The following is a 22,381-nucleotide window of genomic DNA, read 5'->3' on the forward strand; positions in this document are numbered from 1 at the left end:
GGCGACGACGCGGTCCGGTCCCGCGCCGACAGCGCGCAGACGTTCGGCCAGCGCATCGGCGCGCGCGAGCAATTCGGTGAAGTCGACGGCGCCGTCTTCGGCCGAGATAGCAGTGGCCTGCGGTGTGCGCTCGACCTGTTCGGCGATCAACGCATCGAGCGTCGTGGCCGGGCCGTAGTCGACGGCGGTATCGTTCCAGGCCGCAAGGCGCTGACGGTCTTCCGCGGTTGCCAGTTCCACATCGGCCCAACCCAGCGTGCTCTCGCCGGCGGCTTCGAGCAGCGCGCGATAGCCGGCTGCCATGCGTTCGACAGTGGCCGCGTCGAACAGCTCACTACGGTAGATAAAGCGGCCACGCACACCGTCGGCGGAATCATCCAGATGCAGCGACAGGTCGAACTGCGCGATGTCGCCGGGCAGTTCGAGCGGCTGCAGACGCAGGCCGTCGGTCACGGTCGTATGGATGTCCCTGTGCATGTAGTTGAACAGCACCTGGAACAGCGGATGTTGACCGTTGTCGACGCCAGGGCGCAGCGCCTCCAGCAGTCGTTCGAAAGGCAGTGCCTGACGTTCGAGCGCGGCACGGTAGCGTTGCTTCACCATCTCGGCAAGCTGGCCGAAATCGGCGGCTTGCGTCAGTTCGACGCGGATCGGCAGCAGGTTGATGAAGCAGCCGATTACGTCGTAGACATCGTCGCGCTCGCGGCCGGCAATCGGCACACCGAGCGCGAAATCGTACTGACCGCTCCAGCGTCCGAGCAGCGCAGCGAAGATCGCGAGGCTCGCGACGAAACGGGTCGTGCCGGCCGCGCGCGCGAGCTTGTCGAGTGCGGTAACCGCACGACCGGAGAGCGCGAAATCGACCTGCGCGCCGGTGCGGCCCAGCTGCGCCGGGCGCACGTGATCGGTGGCGAGATCGAGCGCAGGGAGGTCGGCGAGATCGAGGCGCCAGGCATCGATATGGTGTCGCAGCGGGGCGCTGTCCAGCATCGCCAGTTGCCATTGCGCGTAGTCCGCGTATTGCAGCGGCAGCGGCGCCAACGTAGCCGGGCGTCGTGCGGCGAGGCTGCGGTACAGCTCACCGAGTTCCTGCCAGAGCACACCGAGCGACCAGCCGTCGATGATGATGTGATGCACCGTCAGGCAGAACACATGCTGTTCCGGTCCGAGGTGCAGCAAGCGTGCGCGCAACAGCGGTGCCTCGGTCAGATCGAACGGACGATTTGCCTCGTCGCTAGCGAGTTTGAGCAGCGCCTGATCCTGTTCGGCGGGATCGAGCGCTTCGAGGTCGTCGACCGGCAAGGCAAGGTTGCCGGCCGGCATGACCTGCTGCAACGGCACACCGTCGCGATCGATAAAGCGCGTGCGCAGACTGTGCTGACGTTCCTGTAGCAAAGCCAGCGCTTGCGTCAACGTATCGATCTGCAACTGCCCTTCGATCAGCACCGCGCCGAACTGGTTGTAGGCCGTGTCGAGCGGATCGAGTTGGTGAACGAACCACAGGCGAGCCTGAGCCGACGACAACGGCGTGGCCGCGTGCGCGTCGCGAGCCGGCGTGGGTAGGGCGCTTTGTCCGCCGGCGGGTTTAGCGATCGACGCAACCGGCCTGCTCGACGTAGCAGATTCTGCTGCCGCTGCAGCCGTAGTAAACGCGGTAGCCAGGTTGGCGAGCACGGGCGCATCGAACAACGCGCTGATCGGCAGCGAGTGCTGCAACTGCTTGCCAAGACGCGCCATGGCCTTGGCGGCGAGCAGCGAATGACCGCCGATCTCGAAGAAGTTGTCGCTGCGTCCTACCCGCTCCATGCCGAGCAGCTCCTGCCAGATACGCGCAATGGCCTGTTCGGTTTCGCCGAGCGGCGCTTCGTATTCGTGCGCCGACAGCTGGCCTTGCGACAGATCGGGTGCAGGCAGCGCCTTGCGATCGAGCTTGCCGTTCACCGTAAGTGGGAACGCGTCGAGCGCGATAAACGCACTCGGAATCATGTAATCCGGCAGCACCTTGCCGAGCTGGGTGCGCAGGCTCGGCAACGACAGTTGCGCGCCCGCGTCGAGGATCACGTAGGCGACCAGACGTTTATCGCCGGGCGTATCTTCACGCGTCATCACCATTGCTTCGGCGATGGTCTCGCAGGCGCTGAGCTTCGCTTCGATCTCGCCGAGCTCGATGCGGAAACCGCGAATCTTTACCTGGTCGTCCATGCGACCGAGATGAACGATCTCGCCGTTTTCGAGCAGCTTGCCGAGGTCACCCGAGCGATAGATCCGTTCGTGCGGCAGGTACGGATTGGTCACGAACCGCCGCGACGTCAGATCGGCCCGGTTCAGATAACCGCGACCGACGCCGAGGCCGCCGACACAGATTTCGCCAGGCACGCCCGCGGGCACGAGGCGCTGTTCGGCATCCATGATGTAGACCGTGGTGGTCGGAATCGGCCGGCCCACGTTCGACAGATTGCTGTCGATCTCCACCTGACCGATGTGCTTGAACGTGACATGCACGCAAGTTTCGGTAATGCCGTACATGTTGATCAGCGCAACGTGGCCGTACGCGCGATGGAATGCGCGCAGCTTGCCCGGGTCCAGCCCTTCGCCGCCGAACACGACGTAACGCAGTGCCGGCAGCGGCCATTCCGCCTGGGCGACCGCGACGCCACTGAGGTTGTAGAAGGCCGACGGCGTCTGGTTGAGGACCGTGACGCCTTCCTGTTCGAGAAAATCGAGGAACAGGGCGGGGTCCTTGCGCACCGTGTCCGGTACGATCGCCACGCGACCGCCGTAGAGCAGGGCGCCGTAAATCTCCCAGACGGAGAAATCGAATGCATACGAGTGGAACAGCGACCACACGTCGTCGGCATTGAACGTGAACTGCAACTTGTCGTTGTGCATGAGGCGCACGACGTTGCGGTGTTCGAGCAGGCTGCCCTTGGGCTGTCCCGTGGAGCCGGACGTGTAGATCACGTAGATCAGGTCGTCCGGCGAATTCAGATTGTCCGGGTTGGTATCGGGCCAGCCGGCCAGACTGCTGGCCGTATCGCCGAGCACGATGGTCTGCAGATCACCGATGGGCAGATTGCCGGGCAGGTTCGGCGAGACGATCGCCTGACGCGCACCGCTGTCTTTGAGGATGTATTCGATCCGTTCCACCGGCGCATGCGGATCGATCGGCACGTAGGCCGCGCCGGCCTTCATGACCGCGAGAATCGCCACGATCATGTCCGGCGAACGATCGAGCAGCAGCACCACCAGCGCTTGCCGTTCGATGCCGGAGGCGCGCAGCCGATGCGCAAGCTGATTGGCCCGCGTATTCAGTTCGCGATAGCTGAGCTGTTCGTCGCCGTAGCTGACGGCGATGTGGTGAGGCGTGCGTTCGACCTGCTCTTCGAACAGCTGATGCACGGTCCGTTCGTGCGGGTACGTCGCCGCACTGTCGTTCCACACGAGCAACTGGGTATCGCGCTCGGCGGGGCCGAGCAGCGGCACGCTATCGATAGGCTGATCGGCGTTTGTTGCCAGCGCCTCGAGCAGCGTCAGGTAGTGGGCCATCATCTGTTCGATGAGCCACGCGTCGAAGAACAGTGCGTTGTAGACCAGCTTGCCGGCCCAGTGGCCGTCCTGTGCATGGACGAACAGATGCAGGTCGTTCTTGCCGTAGCCGAGATTGGTCTCGACCGCCGTTGCACTGAGTCCACCAGCGGACAGCGCTTGCGGTGCTTCGTCGTCGAACTGGAACAGGATGTCGAACAGCGCAGTGCGACTCATGTCCTTGTCGGGTGCGAGCGCGAGCACCAACTGATCGAACTGCATGTCGCGATGCTCGAGCGCGTGCGATGTATTGCGCTGTACCTGGTCGAGCAACGCCTGCAGCGTGGTCGTCGCATCAACCTGGCTGCGCGATACCAGCAGATTGGCGATCGGGCCGATCAGCGCGGCGATCGCGGCGCGTTCGCGGCACGGCGCGCTGAAGCCGACAACCAGTTCTTCGTGTCCGCTATAACGCCGCAACAACGCATTGAAACCGGCGAACAGCACATCGGCGGCGCTGTGACCCGAGCGCGCGGCGACGGCGCGCAGTCGTTCGACGAGCGGCTCGCCAATGACGAACTCGTGGCGCGCTTCGGCGAACACGTGGATTGCCATGCGCGCGCGGTTCAGCGGTAAATCCATCGCTTGCAGCGGGCCGCGCAACTGGTGCGTCCAGTAGCCGCGCAGTGTCTGCATCGCTGCGGCAGGCAGACGACGCTGCCAGGCGGCGTAGTCGAGGTACTGGACTGGTAGTTCCGGCAACACGGCCGCGCGACCGGTCGTCTTCGCTGCATACAGCTCGAACAATTCGCTCGCGAGCAGCCGCATCGATACACGATCGGCGATCAGGTGATGGGCCGTGATGGCCAGCACCGCATGCTGCGCGTTGATGCGGATCAACGCGGCGCGCAGCAACGGCTGGCTTGTGTTCATCGCGAACGGCTTGCGGGTTTCTTCGATTGCGCGGGCGAGCGCTTCTTCGCCATTGGCCGAAGATTCGCTCACGCTGAGGCGTAACTCGCGATCGAACACCTGCCACGCCTGCTCGCCGTCGCTGTGCACGCGTGTGCGCAGCACTTCGTGGCGCGCGACGACGCTGTTCAAGGCTGCTTCCAGCGAGGCAACGTCGGCATCGCCCGACAGTTCGAGGATCAGCGGAATGTTGTGATAGACCGGGCTCGCGTCGTAGAGATAGCCGGTTTCGAACGTGTCGACGAACCAGATGCGTTCCTGATGCCACGCCAGCGGGATGCGCGCATCGATGCGTGCTGTCGGCACGATGGCGGGTAGACCGTTCGCGAGATCGAAGGGGCCGGTTTGCGCTGGTGTAACGACGTCGGCGGCGGCATTGGTCGTGGCATTGAACGCCGGCAGATCGGCGAGCCGCCCGTGCGGCGTGGCGAGTGCGGCGTCGAGCAGCGTAGCGAAGTAGTGCGCCAGTTGTTCTATCGTGCGCGAATCGAACAGCGCGCTGTCGTATTCGAGCGCGCCACCGAAGGTGTCACCGGTTTCGCCCAGCTCCAGCACGATGTCGCTCTTTGCCTGCCCGAGCCACAGCGACAGCGGTTCGCTACGCAGACCGGGCAGCGTCGGGAGCGGTATCGGCGGGACCATCGAGAAGAGCGTCTGAAACAACGGCGTGCGATCGCGTGCCTGCGGGCGATTCAGACTCTTCATCAAGCGGTCGAGCGGCACGCCGCCTTGCGCCATCGCTTCACGCCAGATCTCGGCGGCGTTGCGCCACAGTGTGCGCATATCGGCGGCATCGTCGAACTGAAAGCGCAGCGCAGCCGTTTCAATGAAGAAGCCCACCGCGCCATCGAGTGTCGCTTCGCCATGGCCGGTGATCGGCACGCCGATCGCGAAATCGCGCTGCCCGCTCCAGCGGGCCAGCATCATGCCCCAGCCACCGAGCAGTACCGCGAACGGCGTGACATTGCTCGCGCGCGCGGCCTGTTCGATGCGCTGCCGCAAGTTCGCATCGAAGCTCAGTTCGACACGCGCGCCGCGTGCCGCGCGCACGGCCGGTCGCGCATGATCGAGCGGCAATGCGAGGTCGGGCACATCGCGCAGACGTTGTTGCCAGAACGCGAGCCGTGCGTGCATCGCCGGTGTTTCGAGCTGCTCGCATTGCCACTCCGCGTAGTCGGCCATCTGCACACGCGGCGGCTTTGGCGCGGGCTGCGACGGGTCGAGGCGATGCGTATAAGCCGTCGCGATATCGGTCAGCAACTGGACCAGCGAAGAGCCGTCGCAGACGATGTGATGGATGCACAGGCTCAACAGCCAGTCATCGGCTTCGAGCCGCAGTAGTTGCACGCGCAACAACGGCGGATTGCGCAAATCGAAGTTGCGTTCAATTGCTTCGCGCGCCATGCGCAACGCGGTGGGCATGCGTTCCGCTGCCGGCAGCGCGCGCAGATCGTGTTCGACGAGACCGATTTCCAGCTCGGGTTCGACAGCCTGCCAGGGCGTGCCGTCGATCTCGATGAAGCCGGTGCGCAGACTTTCGTGCAGGTCCACGCAGTCGTTCAACGCGAGCTTGAGCGCCTGCGTCGACAACGGGCCGTGCAGTCGCAACGCGCCCGCGATCAGGTAGTCCTGGCTGTTGCCGTCGTGCAACTGCTCGAGCAGCCACAGCCGCTGCTGCGCCGGCGAGGCGCGGAACAGCAGGATGTCGTTCGTGGATACCGTTTCATCGATGCGAGCGCTCATTGGCTCACCTCGCTATTGGAAGACTCGATGGCCTGCACGCCCTCGAGGGCGGCATCGCGGCGCACGCGGCGTTGCGCGCGGGAGCGGATCGGGATGATGCCGGCGGACGCGGGCGCGCCACCGGCGGCGCGGGCACGCTCGGCTTCGATGGCAATGGCGAGGCTGCGCACGCTGGGCTCGGCGAGGAACTGCTTGAGCGGCAACTCGATCTGCCAGTGCTGGCGGACCCAGCTCACGAGCTTCGCTGCGGACAGAGACTGACCGCCGGCGGCGAAGAAGTTCTCGGTCGTGCCGCCCGGTGCGAGTTGCAGTTCGCGATGCATGTAGTCGAGCAGTTCGCGTTCGAGCGGCGATGCATCCGACACCGCTGCCGGGACCGCTTCGGCGGGCCGAGGCAACGCCGCGCGATCGACCTTGCCGCTGCTCATGAGCGGCAGCTCCGGCAGATGCAGGTAGTGGGTGGGCACCATATAGGCCGGCAGCTTGCTGGCCAGGTAATCGCGCAACGCGGCGATCGGCGCGTTGGCCAGCACATCGCTCGGCACGTACCACGCGATCAGGGTCTGGTCGGCGAGCAGGTCGACCACGGCCGTGCCGATCTGCGGATGCGCGCGCAACGCGATTTCGATCTCGCCTAGTTCCAGACGCTGGCCGCGCAGTTTCACGAGGCGATCGGCGCGACCGCGGTGGATCACGGCACCGTCCTCGCGCCAGCAGGCACGATCGCCGCTGCGGTAGATGCGCGCATCGGGCCGACCCAGCGGGTCCGTCGCGAACTGTTGTCGCGTCAACTCCGGGTCGCCGAGATAGCCGCGCGACAACTGTTCGCCGCCGATCAGAAGATCGCCTTCGATACCGACGCCGACCGGGCGATTGCGGCTGTCGACGATACGGAACCACGTGCCTTTCGGCGCGTAGCCGATCGGCACGTAGTGTTCGGTTTGTCCGGGCAGGCAATCGAACTGGCTGACGAGTATCGTCGTCTCGGTGGGGCCGTACGCGTTGTGAAACTTGAGCGGCAGCCCGAGCGCGAGGACCGCATCGCGCAGATCGGCGGGCACCGTGTCGCCGCCGGCCAGCAGATGGCGCAGCGAACGGCACGCTTTCATTTCAGGCTGACGCACGACCAGTTCGAGCAACGCCGGCACGAGGAACGCGAAGGTGACCTGCTCGGACACCATGAGCCTTGCCAGATACTGCGGATCGCTGTGCTGCTCCGGCGCGACGATAGCGACGCGGCCACCGCTCGCGAGCGGCAGACATATTTCGAGCATTGCGACATCGAACGTGGTCGGTGAACTGAGCAGCACCGTATCGTCGTGGCCGACCTCGTACTGGTCGAGGTTCCACGCGAGCAGGCGCGCCAGACCGTCGCGCGTGCACTCGACGCCCTTGGGTACGCCGGTGCTGCCCGACGTGTAGATCACGAAGGCCAGTTGTCCGGCGTTGCTCTGCAGCGGCTCGAAGTCTTCTTGCGCCACCGCGGCGGCGAGCGCCGATGGCGATTCGAGTGCGATGACCGGGATCTCGAGATCGATCAGGTCGGTCGCCGTGGCGGCCAGGGTGAGCACGACCGCCGGTTGCGCGGTCGCGAAGATCTGCGTGCGGCGCGCTTTCGGTTCGTCGCCGGAGATCGGCAGAATCGCTGCGCCGGCATAGAAGCAGGCCAGCACGGCGGTCACGAGTTCGGCCGAGCGCGGCAGCGCCGCTGCGACGATGCGCCCCGCGCCTGCGCCATGAGCGTGCAGACGTTTTGCGAGGACGCGGGCGGCGCGATCGAGTGTTGCGTAGTCGTATTCGCGCTGCTGGTCGCGAATCGCGATGGCCTGCGGTGCGCGGGCCAGCTGCTCGCGGAACAACTGGACGAAGTCGGCGGCCGGCGGCGGCGCGACATCGGTGGCGAATGCTGCGAGGACCTTGTTCAGTTCCTCGGCGGGCAGTGCGACGGCGCGTTCCAGTTCGAGATGCGGATCGGCGGCCACGCGGCCTGCCCAATCGAGCCAGCGTCGACCGATGCGCTCGATCTGTTCGCGCTCGTAACGGCCGCTGCTGTAGTCGAGATCGAGCAGCCAGCCCTGGCGCGTTTGCAGCAGATTGATCGACAGCTCGAACTTCGCGCCGGCCACTGGCGCATCGAGCAGGCGGGCAGGCAACCCGGCGAACTCGGTGTGACGCGTGTGATCCATGTTGAAGATGACGTTCAGCGCACCTGCCCGTTGTTCGTTACCGAGCACCTGTTCGAGTAGACGCGAGACCGGATACGCCTGGTATTCGCCAAGTCCCTGCCACTGTGCGTCGACCTCGCGCAGCAACGCGTCGAAGCGCATGCCGGTCTTGAGACGCGAGCGCCATGGCAGCACCTGCGCGGCCTGGCCGACCATCCGTTCGTGACCGTGTTTGCGGCCATGAGCGCCGATGCCGATCAGCACATCGTCGCGATCGTATGACGCATGCAGCAGGCTCAGCGTCGTGGCCAGCGCGGCGGTGAAGATCGTGGTGCCGTGGCTGCCTGCGAGCTTGCCGAAGGCCGTGCTCACCTCTGCCGGAACCGGCAGCCGCACGCGTGCGCCTTGCCAGCGCGACTGTTGCATCGATCCGAGCGTGGACAGCGGCAGCGGCGCCGGTGCGTCGGCGATGCGGTGTTGCCAGAACGCGAGTGCCTGGGTGTCGTCGGCTTCGGTCAGGGCGCGCAGATGTTCGCGGAACGGCGGCGCTGCCGGCAGTTCGGCGTGCGGGTTCTGCAGCAGGGCCGACAGTTCTTCGACGACGAGGCCGAGCGAGATGCCGTCGATCAGCGCATGGTGCGCGCGGATTGCGAGCACGCTGGGTCCGCTCGCCGGTTGCAGCAGGCCGACCTGTAGCGGACCGGTGCGACTGAGATCGAGCGGTTCGGCCTGGAAGGCAGTGAGCCAGGCATCGCGTTCGCCGCTCGTCTCGAGTCGCAGCGGCACCGGCAGCGAGGCGTGCACGGTTTGCCGGTCGTTCTCGCCGTCGAGCGTGGTGCGCAGCGCTTCGTGGCGCTCAGCAAGGCGGCCTAGCGCGCGTTGCAGTGCGGCTGCATCGAGCCGGCCTTCGAGTTCCATGCTGACGGTTTCGACATACGCGAGCGCGCCGGCCGGATCGATCTGCGAGGCGATCCAGATCTGCTTTTGCTGGTCGGACAACGGCAGGTTCAGCGGCGAGTTCAGCGGTTGTGTTGGCACGGGTACCGCGGTGGCAGGCTTTGCGCCGGGCAGGTAGCCGCCTTCGCGCAGGGCTTCCACACCATCCATCGTGCGCTCGACGATGGCATCGATCTCCGCTTCGCCGTGCGCGTCGCACAGGAAGCAGTTACGGCCTTCCCAGACGAACAAGCCGCGATACAGCAGGTGGTAGTACAGCAGGTCCAGGTTGCCCGCATGCTTGAAGCGGAACAGCGAACCGAAGTGAGTCAGCGACAACGGGGCGTCGATTGCGGAGAGGCGTCGGTTGAGGCGCTCCGTGAGTTCGTGCGTGCGCTCGGTCAGGCTTTCCTGGAACGAAGGGCCGCGGCGCTTCAGTTCGGTGAGCACCGAATGGCACAGTGCGAGACCGAGCGGATGATTGTTGAACGTGCCCGCGAAGAAGGTGATGTACGGATTCGGCGCCGACGTATCGCCGAACTGCCACTGTCCGCCGTCGATGCCATCGAGCAGATTGCCGCGCGCGGCGAGCGCCGCCATCGGCACACCGCCGCCGATCGTCTTGCCATACGTGGCGAGATCCGCTTCGACGCCGAAGACCTGCTGCGCACCGCCCGGTGCGGTGCGGAACCCGGTGATCATCTCGTCGAAAATCAGCAGGATGCCGTGACGCTTCGTGAGTTCGCGCAGACGTTGCAGGAACTCGCGCGGCTGCATGCCGACGTTGCGGCTCTGCACCGGCTCGACGAGCACGGCGGCCAGCGTGTCGGCCTGGCGCGCGATCGCTTCGAGCGATTCATCGCTGCCGTAATCGAGCACGAGCAGGTCGTTGACGAAGCTCTGCGCGATGCCGGGCGCGGCCGGTTCGGTCTGCTCGCCGTACGCGCTGCGATCGCCGAGGAAGCCGTCGAAGTGACCGTGATAGGACTTGCGGAACGTCGCGATGCGATCGCGCCCGCGCAGCAAACGCGCCAACCGCACCGCGGTCATGACCGACTCGCTGCCGGATTGACAGAACAGCACGCGATCCATGCCGCTCAGTTCGCAGATCATCTTCGCGCACTCGGCGGCGAGCGGCGAGCGCGGTCCGAGCGCGATGCCGTTATCGATCTGCCGGTGTGCGGCCTGTTGCATGAAGGGCGCGCCGTGGCCGAACAGATTCACGCCGAAGTCCATCGAGATGTCGATGTATTCGTTGCCGTCGACGTCCCACAGCAGGGCCCCCTTCGAGCGCTCGCCGGTAATCGGGTAGAGCAGTTCCTTCATCGAAGGGCGAAAGCCAGCCGATGCGCGCACGTCGGCGAAATGCTGACGACGCAGCCCGGCGAGCCGTTTCGATTCCGCCGTGCGAGCGATATAGCGCTTCGCGAAGGCATCGAAATGGGCGGCCTGGCGTGGGTCGGAATGGGACGTGGCAGTGGCGGCGGGTTGTGCGGTGGCTGCGATCGGTGTTGCAAGTTGCGGTGCGGGTGCGACTGCCGCTGCCACGGGTGCGACCTGCGCGAGATGAGGGTGTGACTGCTGCGGCAGCGGTACCTTGGTCGTGTTGCTCACGCTCGCCACCGCCGGCGCGGCGGCCGCGCTGCCCGTCGTACCGAGCGCCGCCAGTTGCGCGCCGATCACGCTTTGCACCAGGTTCAGCTGTTGCTGGAGCAGGCTTTCGATGCCGGTGGAATGTGCCAGTGCTACCGGTGCCGTGGGTGCTGCGACCAGCAACGGTGCAGCGGGCGCCGCCGGTGCAGTGAATACCGCCGTTGGTGCTGGTGCCGCCGCTACCTGCGCGACGAGTGTCGGTGCCGGCGCCGGCACGCTCTGCGTCGCGAGAAACGCGCCCAGTCGATTGATCGTATTGAGCTCGCCGAGCAGTTCGCGGATACCGATCTTCACGCTATAGCGTGTCTGGATCGCACGCACCGCTTCGGCCAGTACCACCGAGTCAGCGCCCATTTCCACGAAGGGCCGGTCACCGGTTACGGCCTGTTCGGGTTCACCTAGCGCCTGAGCGACCTGAGTGCGCAGCTCGGCCTGGATCGTGGCGATGCGCTTGGACTCATTGGCGGCGACTGTGGGTTCTTCGGCGTTGCGCCCGGAAACGGAGGTTGTCATGGGAGCGGATCTCGGCTGGACCAGTTTGTAGGTACTGCGTGCGAAGGACGACGGCGATTGCGGCGTGCGGCTACGGCGATAGGGACGATCGAAGGCAACCCAGTCCACATCGATGCCGGCCGCGTACAGGGCGGCGGTGCTGTCCAGCACGCCCTGCCAGTCGTCCTCGCTACCGTTGAGGCTGCTGCACCACAGGGTGTCCGCCGGCGCCGCGCTGCTCTCGCCGAGCGTGCTCAGCACCGGACGCGGCCCCAGTTCGAGGAACGTGCGATGGCCCTGGGCGAGCAGCGTGGCGAGACCCTCGCGAAATCGCACCGAGCCGCGTGCGTGACGTGCCCAATACGCGGCGTCCGGTGCGTGTTCGTGTGGCTGTGCGCTGAGATTGGAAATCACTGGTACGGCGGGCGCGCGCCAGCTCACCTGGGCGGCCAGCGCCTGCAACGGTTCGAGCACGCTGTCCATTAGCGGCGAATGGAAGGCGGCATTGGTGTCGAGCGCGCGGCTGCGAATCTTGCGCGCGGCGAGTTGCTGGACGACGCGCTCGATGGTGGTCGCGCTGCCGGCGAGCACGCAATTGCGCTCGCCGTTATCGACTGCGAGCGCGAGTTGCGTGGGCTCGGCTTCGACCAGATCGATGACGCTGCTGGCGGGTGCTGCGACTGCTAGCATGCGACCTGCCGGCGCGTGTTCCTGCATCAGCGCGCCGCGTGCTGCGACCAGCGGCAGGATGTCGTCGATGCTGGCCATGCCGGAAATTGCGGCCGCGCTGTATTCACCGAGGCTATGGCCGAGCATCGCGACCGGATGGATGCCCCAGTCCGCCCAAAGCTGCGCCAGCGACCAGCTCAGTGCGACGGTGGCCGGTTGCGCGTAGCGGGTCTGCTGCAACAGCGTGCTGTTTTCGGCGTCGAACAGCAGACGCTGCAACGGCAGGTCGAGCGAAGGTTCGAGCAGCGCGGCGCAGCGGTCGATAGCCGCGCGGAATACCGGTTGCGTGCGATACAGCACAGCGCCTGCGCCGGGGCTGGGGTTGCCCTGGCCGGTCAACAGGAACACCACGCCTTGAGCGCGCGGTTTGCTCGCAGCGGGTGGTGTTGCAGCGAGTTGTTGCAACGCTTCTCGCAGGGACGCGTGACTGTCGACGTGTAGCGCGGCGCGTACCTGGTGGCGTGCACGGCCGACATTCGCGGCGAAGCAGACATCGGCTAGTGCCACTTGCGGTTCGTGCGATTCGTGCGCGAGGTCGGCGGCGGCGCGGCGTGCGAGGTCGGCGAGCTGTTCGCCGCTGCGCGCACTGAGCGCATAGAGATGGCGCGGCCGGTCGATCTCCGCGCGCGGCACGGCGACCTCGGGCGCTTCTTCGATGATCACGTGCGCGTTGGTGCCGGACAGACCGAAGGCCGACAAGCCGGCGCGACGCGGCCGTTGCTGGCGCGGCCATGCCGTGCTTGCGCGCACCACCGACGCGACACTGCGCTCCCAGTCGACATGCGGGTTCAACGCGGCGATCGGCGGTTGCGGCGGCAGCGTTTGGGCCTGCAGCGACAGCACGATCTTGGCGAGCCCGCATAGTCCGGCAGCGGCCTCGGTGTGGCCGATGTTCGCTTTCACTGCACCGATGTGCAGCGGTGCCAGCCGGCTCGCTGTGCCGAATACCGACTGCAACGCGGACACTTCGATCGGATCGCCGAGGTCGGTACCGGTGCCGTGCGTTTCGACGTAGTCGATATCGTCGGGCTGCAGACCGGCGTTTTGCAGCGCGGTGCGGATGACCTGTTCCTGCGCGGACTTGCTCGGCACGGTGAGGCCGCCGCCGCTCGCGCCATCCTGGCTCAGCGCGGTGCCGCGAATCAACGCGTGGATGTGATAACCGTGACGTACCGCTTGCGAGAGCGGCATCAACACGGTCGCGACGCAGCCTTCGCCGTTGCCGAAACCGTCGGCGTTGGCGGCGAATGTCTTGCTGCGACCATCGGGCGCGAGGGCGCCGATGCGCTGGAAATAGCGCCGCGCAAACGGCGCCAGAATCAGATGCGTGCCGCCGACAATCGCCATCTCGCACTCGCCGCCGCGCAGCGCGCGAGACGCCAGATGCAGTGCGGTCAGCGACGACGAACAGGCGGTTTCGACGGTCATCGCCGGACCGCTGAGTCCGAGGTGATAGGAGAGCCGGCCGGCGGCAAACGCAGCGGCGTTGCCGGTGCCGAACAGGTTGTCGACGGCATCGAAGTTGCCGCTCGCGAGCGGCAACTGTCCGTAGTCGCCTGAGCCGAGGCCGACGTAGACGCCGACGCGGGTGTTCTCGGCCGCGTCGCGCAGACGGTCGGGTGCGATCGCGGCGGATTCGAGCGCTTCCCACGCGACTTCGAGCAGCAGCCGCTGCTGCGGATCGAGCGAGGTCGCTTCGCGGCGCGACAGTCGGAACAGCGGCGCGTCGAAATCGTGAACGGCGCGCAGGAAAGCGCCTTGCAATCCGGCCAGATCGCCGAACTCTTCGTGACGCTCGGCGGGCAGGTTGCCTGTTGCAGGACGACCGGCGGCAAGCAGTTGCCAGAAGCCATCGAGGTCTTCGTTCGCGTCGGCGGTGCCGTTCGGCAGACGCGCGGCCAGCCCGACGATCGCGATCGGCTCCCTCGCCAGCACGTCGGCTTCCGCGCTGTGCTGACGCAGACGTGAGGCCGCGACCGCAAGCTGCATCGAGCTCAGCAAGGGCAAATCTGACATCAGGCGTCTCCCGTGGCTGTGATCAGTTCTTGCCAGGCTTCGGCGTCGTCGAGTCCCGCGATCAGGGACAGCAGTTCATGCACCGGTTTGTCGGCGAGCGTCGACGCTCGCGCGGCGTTGACAGCCGCCGACGACGCTGGCTTCGCGCCGTGTGCGTGATGTGCGGTATCGGTGGCTGGCAGCAGCAGACCCAGCAGACGCGTGGCGAGGCTGCGTACCGAGGGTGTCTCCAGCGCGAGCGTGCTCGGCAGTTGCAAGCCGCTCGCGCGTTGCAGGTTGTCGTGGAATTCGAGTGCCATCAGCGAATCCATGCCCTGTGCCTGCAGACCCAGCACCGGATCGGGACGCTCGCCCGCAGGCAGATGCAGCACGCGTCCGAGGATTTCACCGATCCGTTGTTCAAGCAGATGAGTGCGCTGCGCAGTGGGCGCGTCGATGAGCCACTGGCGCCACGGCGCGCGTGCGGCATCCGATGCGACGGGTTTCGCGCTTACGGCTGCGACCGGCTCGAGCAATTCGCTGAGTAGCGGCGGCGGTGTATTGCCCACGTGTCGCGCGATCTCTTTCCAGTCGACCGGCAATGCCAGCAGATGATGGATGTCCTGAACCTGTTCGATCTGCCGCAACACGCCATCGACCTGCAACGGTTGCAGGCCGAGGCGCTGCCAGTAAGCGCGCAAGGCGGCAGGCGCGGTGGCTTCCATGCCGATACCGACGATCGGCGCCGGGCTCACCGCCAGCGCGACGTGGCCTTGACCGCGACGATGCGCGGCGACGGCGTCGAGCACCGCGTTGGCGGCGTTGTAGTTGCCGTTGCCGGGCAGACCGAAGGTCGCGGCCGCCGACGAGATCAACATGAACAACGGCAGATCGCGCCCACGCAACGCATCGGCTAGCGTCAATGCGGCTTCGGCTTTGCCGCTCAGCACTTTGGCGACCTGCTGCTCGGTCATCTGCGCGAGGAATGCGCCTTCGAATGCGCCGGCGGCGTGAATCACACCGGCTAGCGAACCATCCAGTTGTTTCTCGGCAGCGACGAGCGTGGCGCGCAAGGCATCGGCGTCGCCGACGTCGCAGGCGAAGCTCTCGACACGGACCTGTTGCGCGCGCAGCGCTTCTATTCGTTGCAACGCTGCGGCATCTGGAGTGCGGCGACCCAGCAAGGCAAGCCGACGCGCGCCGCGTTCGACTAACCAGCGCAGCAAATGCTCACCGAGTGCGCCGAAGGCACCGGTGACCAGGTACACGCCGTCGGCATCGAGTGGGGGAACGGCGATATCGGCGGCGACCGGTGCGCGCTGTAGTCGCGGTGCCCACCAGGCGCCATCGCGTGAGGCCAGTTCATGTTCTGCGCGAGGCGAACGTATCGCCTCGTACAGGAGCGCCGACGCTTCGCCGTGATCGGCGGTGCCGGGCAGGTCGATGCTGCCGCCGAGCAGATGCGGCGCTTCATTGGCCAGCGTACGCGCGATGCCGTGCAAAACAGCCTGCGCGGGATGGTCGAGCGTTGCGCGCGCAACGACTGCCTGGGACGCGCGGGTAGCGAACCACAACCGCATCGGTTGCTGGCCGCTCTCGATCGACGCCTGCACGGTCGCGAGGCCGCCGATGAACAGCGACTGCGCGCTGTCGTGGCCGCGGTTGTCGAGCGCATCGAGATGCAGCACGGCGCGCCACTGCGGACCCTGGGTGGCGAGCGCCCCGGCGACGGCTGCCTTGCGCGCGGCCAGATTACCTTCGACGCCGACTGTGACGACGTGGTCGCCGTCGGCTTCGATGCGCGTGCGCAGCTGTTCGGCCAGCTCACCGCCGCCGACCAGTAGCCACCGTTGCGCGTCGGTCGTGGCGGCGGGTTGGGCATCGAGCTTCGGCAGTTCGCGCCACTGAATCCGATAGGCGTGCTGGTTGTGCGCTTTTGAATCTGTTGCTGTTGACGGTTGCTCCTGTGCGATGAGCGGAGCGAACCAGCAACGACGACGACGCCACGGATAAGCGGGCAGCTCGGTGAACTGCCCCTGCGGGTAGATACGCTCCCAGCGCAGATCGTGGCCGTGCACGTAAAGCAACGCGAGCGCCTGCGCTGGTTCGCGTGCATGCAGCACACGGATGCGCTCGGGCAGGCCAGCCGGTGCCTCGGCGGCTTGCAGCAGCAGATCCCAGCGACCCGTGAGCTTGCTCACGGCCTGCTTGCCGGCACCCGCGGCGAGCACCATGCCGAGCGCGAAGCGACCGTCGTCGAGTGCGCTGTCGTCGGCGAGAATGGCCAGCTTGCGCGGTCCTGCCGCCGGGCGTTGACCTTGCCACAGCGCATCGTGGGTTTGACCGGCTGCCGCTGCACGCAACGCGGCGACAAGGCTCGCGCGATCGCCCTGAGCGAAGAGCCGATGATCGAGATGATCGCGGTGACGTGCCGCGCTATAGCAGACGTCGTGCAATTCGTTCGATGCGAGGCCGGCGATACGATCGGCATAACGTGCGGCAAGTTCGCGCAATGCCTCGGGATGTGCAGCGGAAAGCGGCAGCGACCACGTTTGGGCTTGCGCGCCGTCGAGCACCGCGTGCCCGTCGCGTTCGGGTTGTGCGGCGACCTGTTCGAGAATCACATGTGCGTTGCTGCCGCCGAAGCCGAAGCTGCTGACGCCGATATGCGCCGGCCGGTCTTGCGCGGACAACGGCGTTGTCGCTGTGGCGACCTGCAATCCGAGCGCCTCGAGGTCGATCTCCGGATTCACGCGCTGAAAATTCAGACTGGCCGGCAGGCGGCCTTCGTCGAGTGCCACGGCTGCCTTCAACAGTCCGGCGATGCCGGCCGCCGACTCGAGATGACCGATATTGGTCTTGACCGACCCAACCAGCAGCGCGGACGCGCGTTTTGCCCGCAGCGCCTGAGCCAGTGCATGTGCTTCGATCGGATCGCCGAGCGGCGTACCTGTGCCGTGCAATTCGACGGCATCGATGTCGCTTGCCTGCAAGCCTGCATCGGCGAGCGCCGCTTCGATCACCGCCACCTGGGCGGGACCGCTCGGCGCGGTGAGGCCGTTGCTGCGACCGTCCTGATTGGCGGCGCTGCCGGCAATCAGGGCGAGCACGGGGTGATGGTCGCGCGCGGCATCGGCGGCGCGTTTGAGTAGCACGATGGCGCCGCCTTCACCGCGGACATAACCGTCGGCGCTCGCATCGAAGGTCTTGCAGCGACCGTCCGGCGACAGCATCCGCGCGTTGGCGAACACTTCCATCAGGTCGCCGGCTAGCAGCAGGTTCACACCGCCGACGATCGCCAGATCGATCTCGCCTGCGCGCAACGCGCGTACCGCGAGGTGGGTCGCGTTCAGCGACGACGAGCAGGCCGTGTCCAGCGCGAAGCTCGGACCGGCCAGATTGAGTACGTATGAGATGCGATTCGCGGCGATGCTCAGCGCATTGCCGGTACCCGAATACAGATCGAGGGTGCCGTTGCCGCCGACCTGCAGGCGACTGTAGTCGGACGTGGAGATGCCGATATAGACGCCGGTCCGGCTGCCGGCGAGATCTTTGCGCGGCAGACCAGCCGCATCGAGTGCTTCCACCACCAGCTCAAGCAACAGGCGCTGTTGCGGGTCCATCTGGTCGGCTTCGCGCTGCGCGATGCCGAAGAACTCGGGATCGAAGCGCTCGACGTCGGCGAGCAAACCGGCGCGCTGTGCGCCGCGCGCGAGCCCCTGACGTGCGGCGGGAATCGTCGACACCGCCTCGCGCGCGTCGGCTAGCAACGCACGAAATGCGGCCAGATTTTCAGCGCCTGGAAATCTACAGGCAGCACCGATTATGGCGACCCGTGAGGGTCCGGATAATGGTAATGACATACCTGAATTGCCCCTTGCCGATCATGCGCAGACAGACATCCATGCAATGCTTTATATGCGGGGGGCATGCGTGGCTTTTGGGAACTGTCCCACACACAATTCCTGTTTAAAAACGCCACACCTCTAGCGGCCGGATAACAGGAACTGCGTCGCGATTCAATTGACAGCGGGGCCATTAGACGCGGCCTGGCGCGGGATGTCTGCCCCAGAAACGAGGGACATTGCCGCTTGACGGGCATTGGCGCTCAAGCGGGCGCGGTGGCGTTTGTCTTGAGAATGGGGTAAGGGCGAATCAACCCGAATGAGCAATCTGCTATTGCCGGAGTGGATTTATCGACGTCTGAATGGACGCGGTGAAATGCCGATCGAATTATTCGCCAGGGATTTCCCGAGATACAGATGCATACATGCATCTCGCATCGCAGCAGGCGATACACGCGAAAAACGCTGTCCCGTTCAAGCTGCATGGGACGGCGAGTCGAAGCTATGAGACTTTCATCGTTCGGCGTATGTCATGCAATTTATATGCGTATATGCATATATTGCGTGAATATAGTACTTGTGCATGAGCATGTTTGCGGTGAATCCGACGGCTTTCCGCGTGCGGAACGGTCATTCGCAAAGCGTCGTGCACCGTCGATTTCGCTAACCGAAGGGTTAACCCCGCTTGGCGTTCCGCCCAAACGATCCTAACGTTGCATACATTGACCGAACGGCTGGACGGTTTATTAATGCCCCGGCCCGGTCGATCAGGCGGATGTGTTCCTTCAGATTACCGATCTCCTCTTCGTCACCGCGCAGCGATCCTGCTCATCCTGACGAAAGCAAAGAACTCGACTCTCCGGCCACGACGGAAATAAATAGGATTCCTACATCTGGAGCAATCAACGTGAAAAGCTGGATTGAAAGTAATGCCATGCGACTCGCCATCGCATTGGCCGTGGGCGGGTGCTTGCCCGCGTTCCTGGGTTATGGCAACGCGGAGGCCGCGGGATCGGTGGCGGCGCCGGCGGTGTTGAAGCCGCTCGACTATGCGACACAGTGCACGAAAATCAACGGCCAGCAATTCAATGGCATTACGGTGACAACGAGTCTGCGCATTGCTGCGGCAGGCGGCAACCCTGCCTATTGCAAGATCTCCGCAACCGGCGCCGCGAATACCCAGCTCGACATCGAGGTGGATCTTCCCGACAACTGGTCGAACCGGTTGCTGCACCAGGGCGGTGGCGGTTTCGATGGGAGCATTCCAACTGTCGAAGCCACCTCTGCACAATTCCCGTTGATCAAACCGCTGGCACGTGGGATTGCCTATACCGCATCGAACGGTGGCAACCGCACCGGTAACCCTGCGGAACTGCTGACGAATACGACTGAGCTGCAGGACTACGCGTATGCGTCGACCGGCATCACGGTTCATTTCGCCAAGGCCGTCATTCGCGCGTTCTATGGTTCGGCGCCGAGATATACGTACTTCAATGGCGCATCGAACGGTGGCCGCGAAGCCTATCTTGTCGCGCAGAATCTGCCGGGCGATTACGACGGCATTATCGCCGGCGATGAAAGCATGAACATGGGCACGCAGGTAGCAGCGATGCTGCATACGGCAACGCTTGCGGGTTCACCCGCCATGCCATCGAGTGCGCAATGGACCGCAGCCTATGGTGCGGCAGTCGCGCAATGCGGCAACGCGAACGGTGTGATCCTGAATCCTGCTGCTTGTACCTTCAGTCCAGTGGCCCTGCAGTGCGGCGCGTCGGGTGCGCCTGCGGCAACGTGTCTTTCGCCCGCGCAGGTACAGACCGTGCAGCGCCTGCTTGCTCCCTTGTCGACAGGCAACGGTCAGCTGCTTTTTGCCGGCTATAACTGGGCGGATTTCGGCTCGATGTTCGGTGTCGGTGCATACGGCGGTCTGGGTGGCGGCTTTGCGGCGATCGGAACCGGCAACGTGGAATGGCTGTTTCCGCCGACGGTACCCGGCAGTCTGCAAGCGAACTTCAATGTCGACGCGTCCTATCCAATCATCGCAGCGGGGCTGCAAAACATCGGCGCGGATCACCACCTTCCGGCCATCGCGCAGTATCTGATGGCGGGTAAAAAGATGATCTCGTTCAACGGTGCTGCCGATCCGTTGATTTCACCGCGCGACCATCTGCGCAACTGGAAAACCGTGGTACAGCTTGCTGGCTTTGCCGGGAGTAATGCGCGCTTCTATCTGGAGCCGGGCGTGGGTCACGTGCTCGGTGGCAACGGTCCCGATCAGACCGACTATCTCGGGGCGATGATTGCGTGGGTCGAGTACGACATTCCGCCGGGGCAACTGCTGCTCGTGAAATTCGACACCAATGGCAAGGTGACGTCGTCGCTGCCGGACTGCCCGTATCCGTTCGTGCCGCACTATCTGGGCGCCGGCGATGTGAATGCGGCGTCGAGTTACATCTGCGTGCCCGGCTAAACGGGCGTGGCAGCCATGGTCCAGCGGATCTTCAAACGAGTCCCAACCTAGCGCTGCCACTTCGAATTTTCACACCCTGCAACCAGTGCATCGAGCAGATGACGCACGGCCGGAACCATGCCCCGACGCGTGGGGAAGATCGCGTGGACGAGGCCAGGCGTAGTGGCGAGATCTGGTAGCAGGTGCTGCAGCCGGCCGGCCTCGAGGTCGGCCTCCACCAGTTCCCTCGGCAGCAAGGCCACGCCGACGCCAGATAATGCTGCGACTCGAAGGCTGGCCAGGTCGTCGGTCGCGAGGCGGGGTCGATGCACCCATGACGTCACGCGTCCTTCGGCGTCGACCAGATTCCAGACAAATCGCTCGCTGCTGCTCGCCATCGAAAGCGTGGGCCAGCTCTGCACGGATTCGATCGAACTGGGCGGCGCATGGCGCGCTACCAGTGCGGGGCTGGCCACCAGAATGTGAATCGACAGACCCAACTGACGGACGGCAAGATCGGTGTTCTCCAGCGGAGGAAGCCTGACCCGGATGGCAAAGTCCAGGCCTTCCTCCACGACATCCACGCGACGATTGGTTGCATCCAGCAGAACCTGGACATCGGGGTGGTCCTCGACGTAGCGCGCGATGATCCTGGAGATGCCCGACTCGAGCAGAGCCACGGGACAAGCGATGCGCACGGTCCCCTGTGGCGTGGACCGGGTCCGGTCCACGATATCCCGGGCGGCCTTTGCTTCCGCCACCAGCGCGAGGCAATGCTGATGGAACTGCCGCCCGGTTTCCGTCAAAGACAGGCTCCGGCTCGTGCGATTGAGCAACCGGACGCCAAGCTCTTCTTCCAGCGCCCGAATCCGCCGACTCAGTTTCGAGGTCTGCAGACCGAGATTGCGCGCAGCCGCCGTGTAGCTTCCATGCTCGACCACCTCTGAGAAGAGCCAAAGATCGTTGAGGTCGGTGATTGCGTTCATGGACAGCTTTCCTTCCTTTTTATCGTTCTACTCAAAGCAATGATGCGTTCCGATATGGCATCTATGCGTCATGTCGTTGCGAATATAGCATTCGTTCCATCAATTCCACCAGTGCCGGATCCGGCAGGTGGCCCAGGTGACCCAGGTGGCAAGCATCGCGCTGGCGATGACGGGAAAACGGAGGCGGACATGCTCACACATCGGCGTTGGGAATCGTTGGACCGGGCGGATCTCGGCTGGCTGCGCGCGAAACATCATTTCGCGGTCAGCGCCGACGGCAATCCCGCGCATGGCGCGCTCGGCCCGCTGATTGTCTGGAACGACGACGAGATCGCCGTCGGCAGCGGCTTTCCGATGCACGGGCACCGCGACATGGAGATCGTCACGTATGTCCGTCAGGGCCTGCTCGGTCATCGAGACACGCTGGGGTCCGAAGGTGCGATCCGCGCAGGTGACGTTCAGGTCATGAGCGCCGGCACCGGCATCCGTCACGCCGAGTTCAACCGCGGCGACGCGCCGCTCAAGCTGTTTCAGATCTGGCTGCTGCCTCGTGAGGCCGGTGGCGAACCCGCATGGGGTACCCGGCCGTTTCCGAAACGCGATCGGTCGGGGCGCTTCGTCGTTCTTGCCAGCGGGTTCGACGGCGACGAAGGGGCGCTTCCTGTTCGCGCCGATGCGCGGGTGCTGGGTGCGCTGCTGAAGGCGGGCGAAAGCGTTCGATACGCGTTGGGTTCAGCGCACCGTGCCTATCTCGTCGTGGCCTCGGGACGTATTGAAGTCGATGGCGAACTGGTTGGGCCGCTCGACGGCGTGGCGATCACGCATGTCGCTGCGGCACAGATTTCCGCTCTTGAAGATTCCGAGCTGGTGATGGTGGACGCCGGCTAATTT

The 22,381-nt window shown here is 65.1% G+C and carries 6 protein-coding genes (1 of these 6 cut by a window edge); 2 read left to right on the forward strand and 4 right to left on the reverse strand.

Annotated features, from left to right (window positions below; all coding sequences use genetic code 11):
- The 3 genes in view from M0D65_RS15760 to M0D65_RS15770 are tightly spaced (each overlapping or abutting the next) and all read right to left on the reverse strand, a layout consistent with a single transcriptional unit that may run on beyond the window.
- A protein-coding gene (locus M0D65_RS15760; protein ID WP_266253529.1) for a non-ribosomal peptide synthetase crosses the window boundary here: on the reverse strand, positions 1–6,240 show its 5' portion. 5,001 nt of this gene lie to the left of the window's left edge; only the first 6,240 of its 11,241 coding nucleotides appear in the window; it begins with the start codon at positions 6,238–6,240; the stop codon falls past the left edge of the window.
- Complete coding sequence (locus tag M0D65_RS15765) at positions 6,237–14,231, reverse strand: non-ribosomal peptide synthetase/type I polyketide synthase (RefSeq protein ID WP_266253530.1); 7,995 nt, start codon at positions 14,229–14,231, stop codon at positions 6,237–6,239. The genes M0D65_RS15760 and M0D65_RS15765 overlap by 4 nt, the downstream gene beginning before the upstream one ends.
- Entirely contained in the window at positions 14,231–18,073 is a 3,843-nt protein-coding gene (locus M0D65_RS15770) for an SDR family NAD(P)-dependent oxidoreductase (protein ID WP_266253531.1), read from the reverse strand. The genes M0D65_RS15765 and M0D65_RS15770 overlap by 1 nt, the downstream gene beginning before the upstream one ends.
- Positions 18,074–18,962: 889 nt before the next feature.
- Between M0D65_RS15770 and M0D65_RS15775 the strand changes: the two genes are divergently transcribed.
- The gene (locus M0D65_RS15775) at positions 18,963–20,525 is read left to right on the forward strand and encodes a DUF6351 family protein (protein WP_266253532.1); all 1,563 of its coding nucleotides are present in this window, start codon (positions 18,963–18,965) and stop codon (positions 20,523–20,525) included.
- Positions 20,526–20,572: 47 nt separating this feature from the next.
- On the opposite strand, the gene M0D65_RS15780 is transcribed toward M0D65_RS15775, so the two are convergent.
- Positions 20,573–21,490: a LysR substrate-binding domain-containing protein gene (locus M0D65_RS15780; protein WP_266253533.1), complete on the reverse strand. Its 918-nt coding sequence runs from the start codon at positions 21,488–21,490 to the stop codon at positions 20,573–20,575.
- A 189-nt stretch (positions 21,491–21,679) separates the two neighbouring features.
- Here M0D65_RS15780 and M0D65_RS15785 point away from each other — a divergent pair, with 189 nt between their 5' ends.
- Positions 21,680–22,378: a pirin family protein gene (locus M0D65_RS15785; RefSeq protein WP_266253534.1), complete on the forward strand. Its 699-nt coding sequence runs from the start codon at positions 21,680–21,682 to the stop codon at positions 22,376–22,378.
- Positions 22,379–22,381 lie beyond the last annotated feature (3 nt).

This window comes from Paraburkholderia sp. CHISQ3 (assembly GCF_030464945.1).
Classification (GTDB): domain Bacteria; phylum Pseudomonadota; class Gammaproteobacteria; order Burkholderiales; family Burkholderiaceae; genus Paraburkholderia; species Paraburkholderia megapolitana.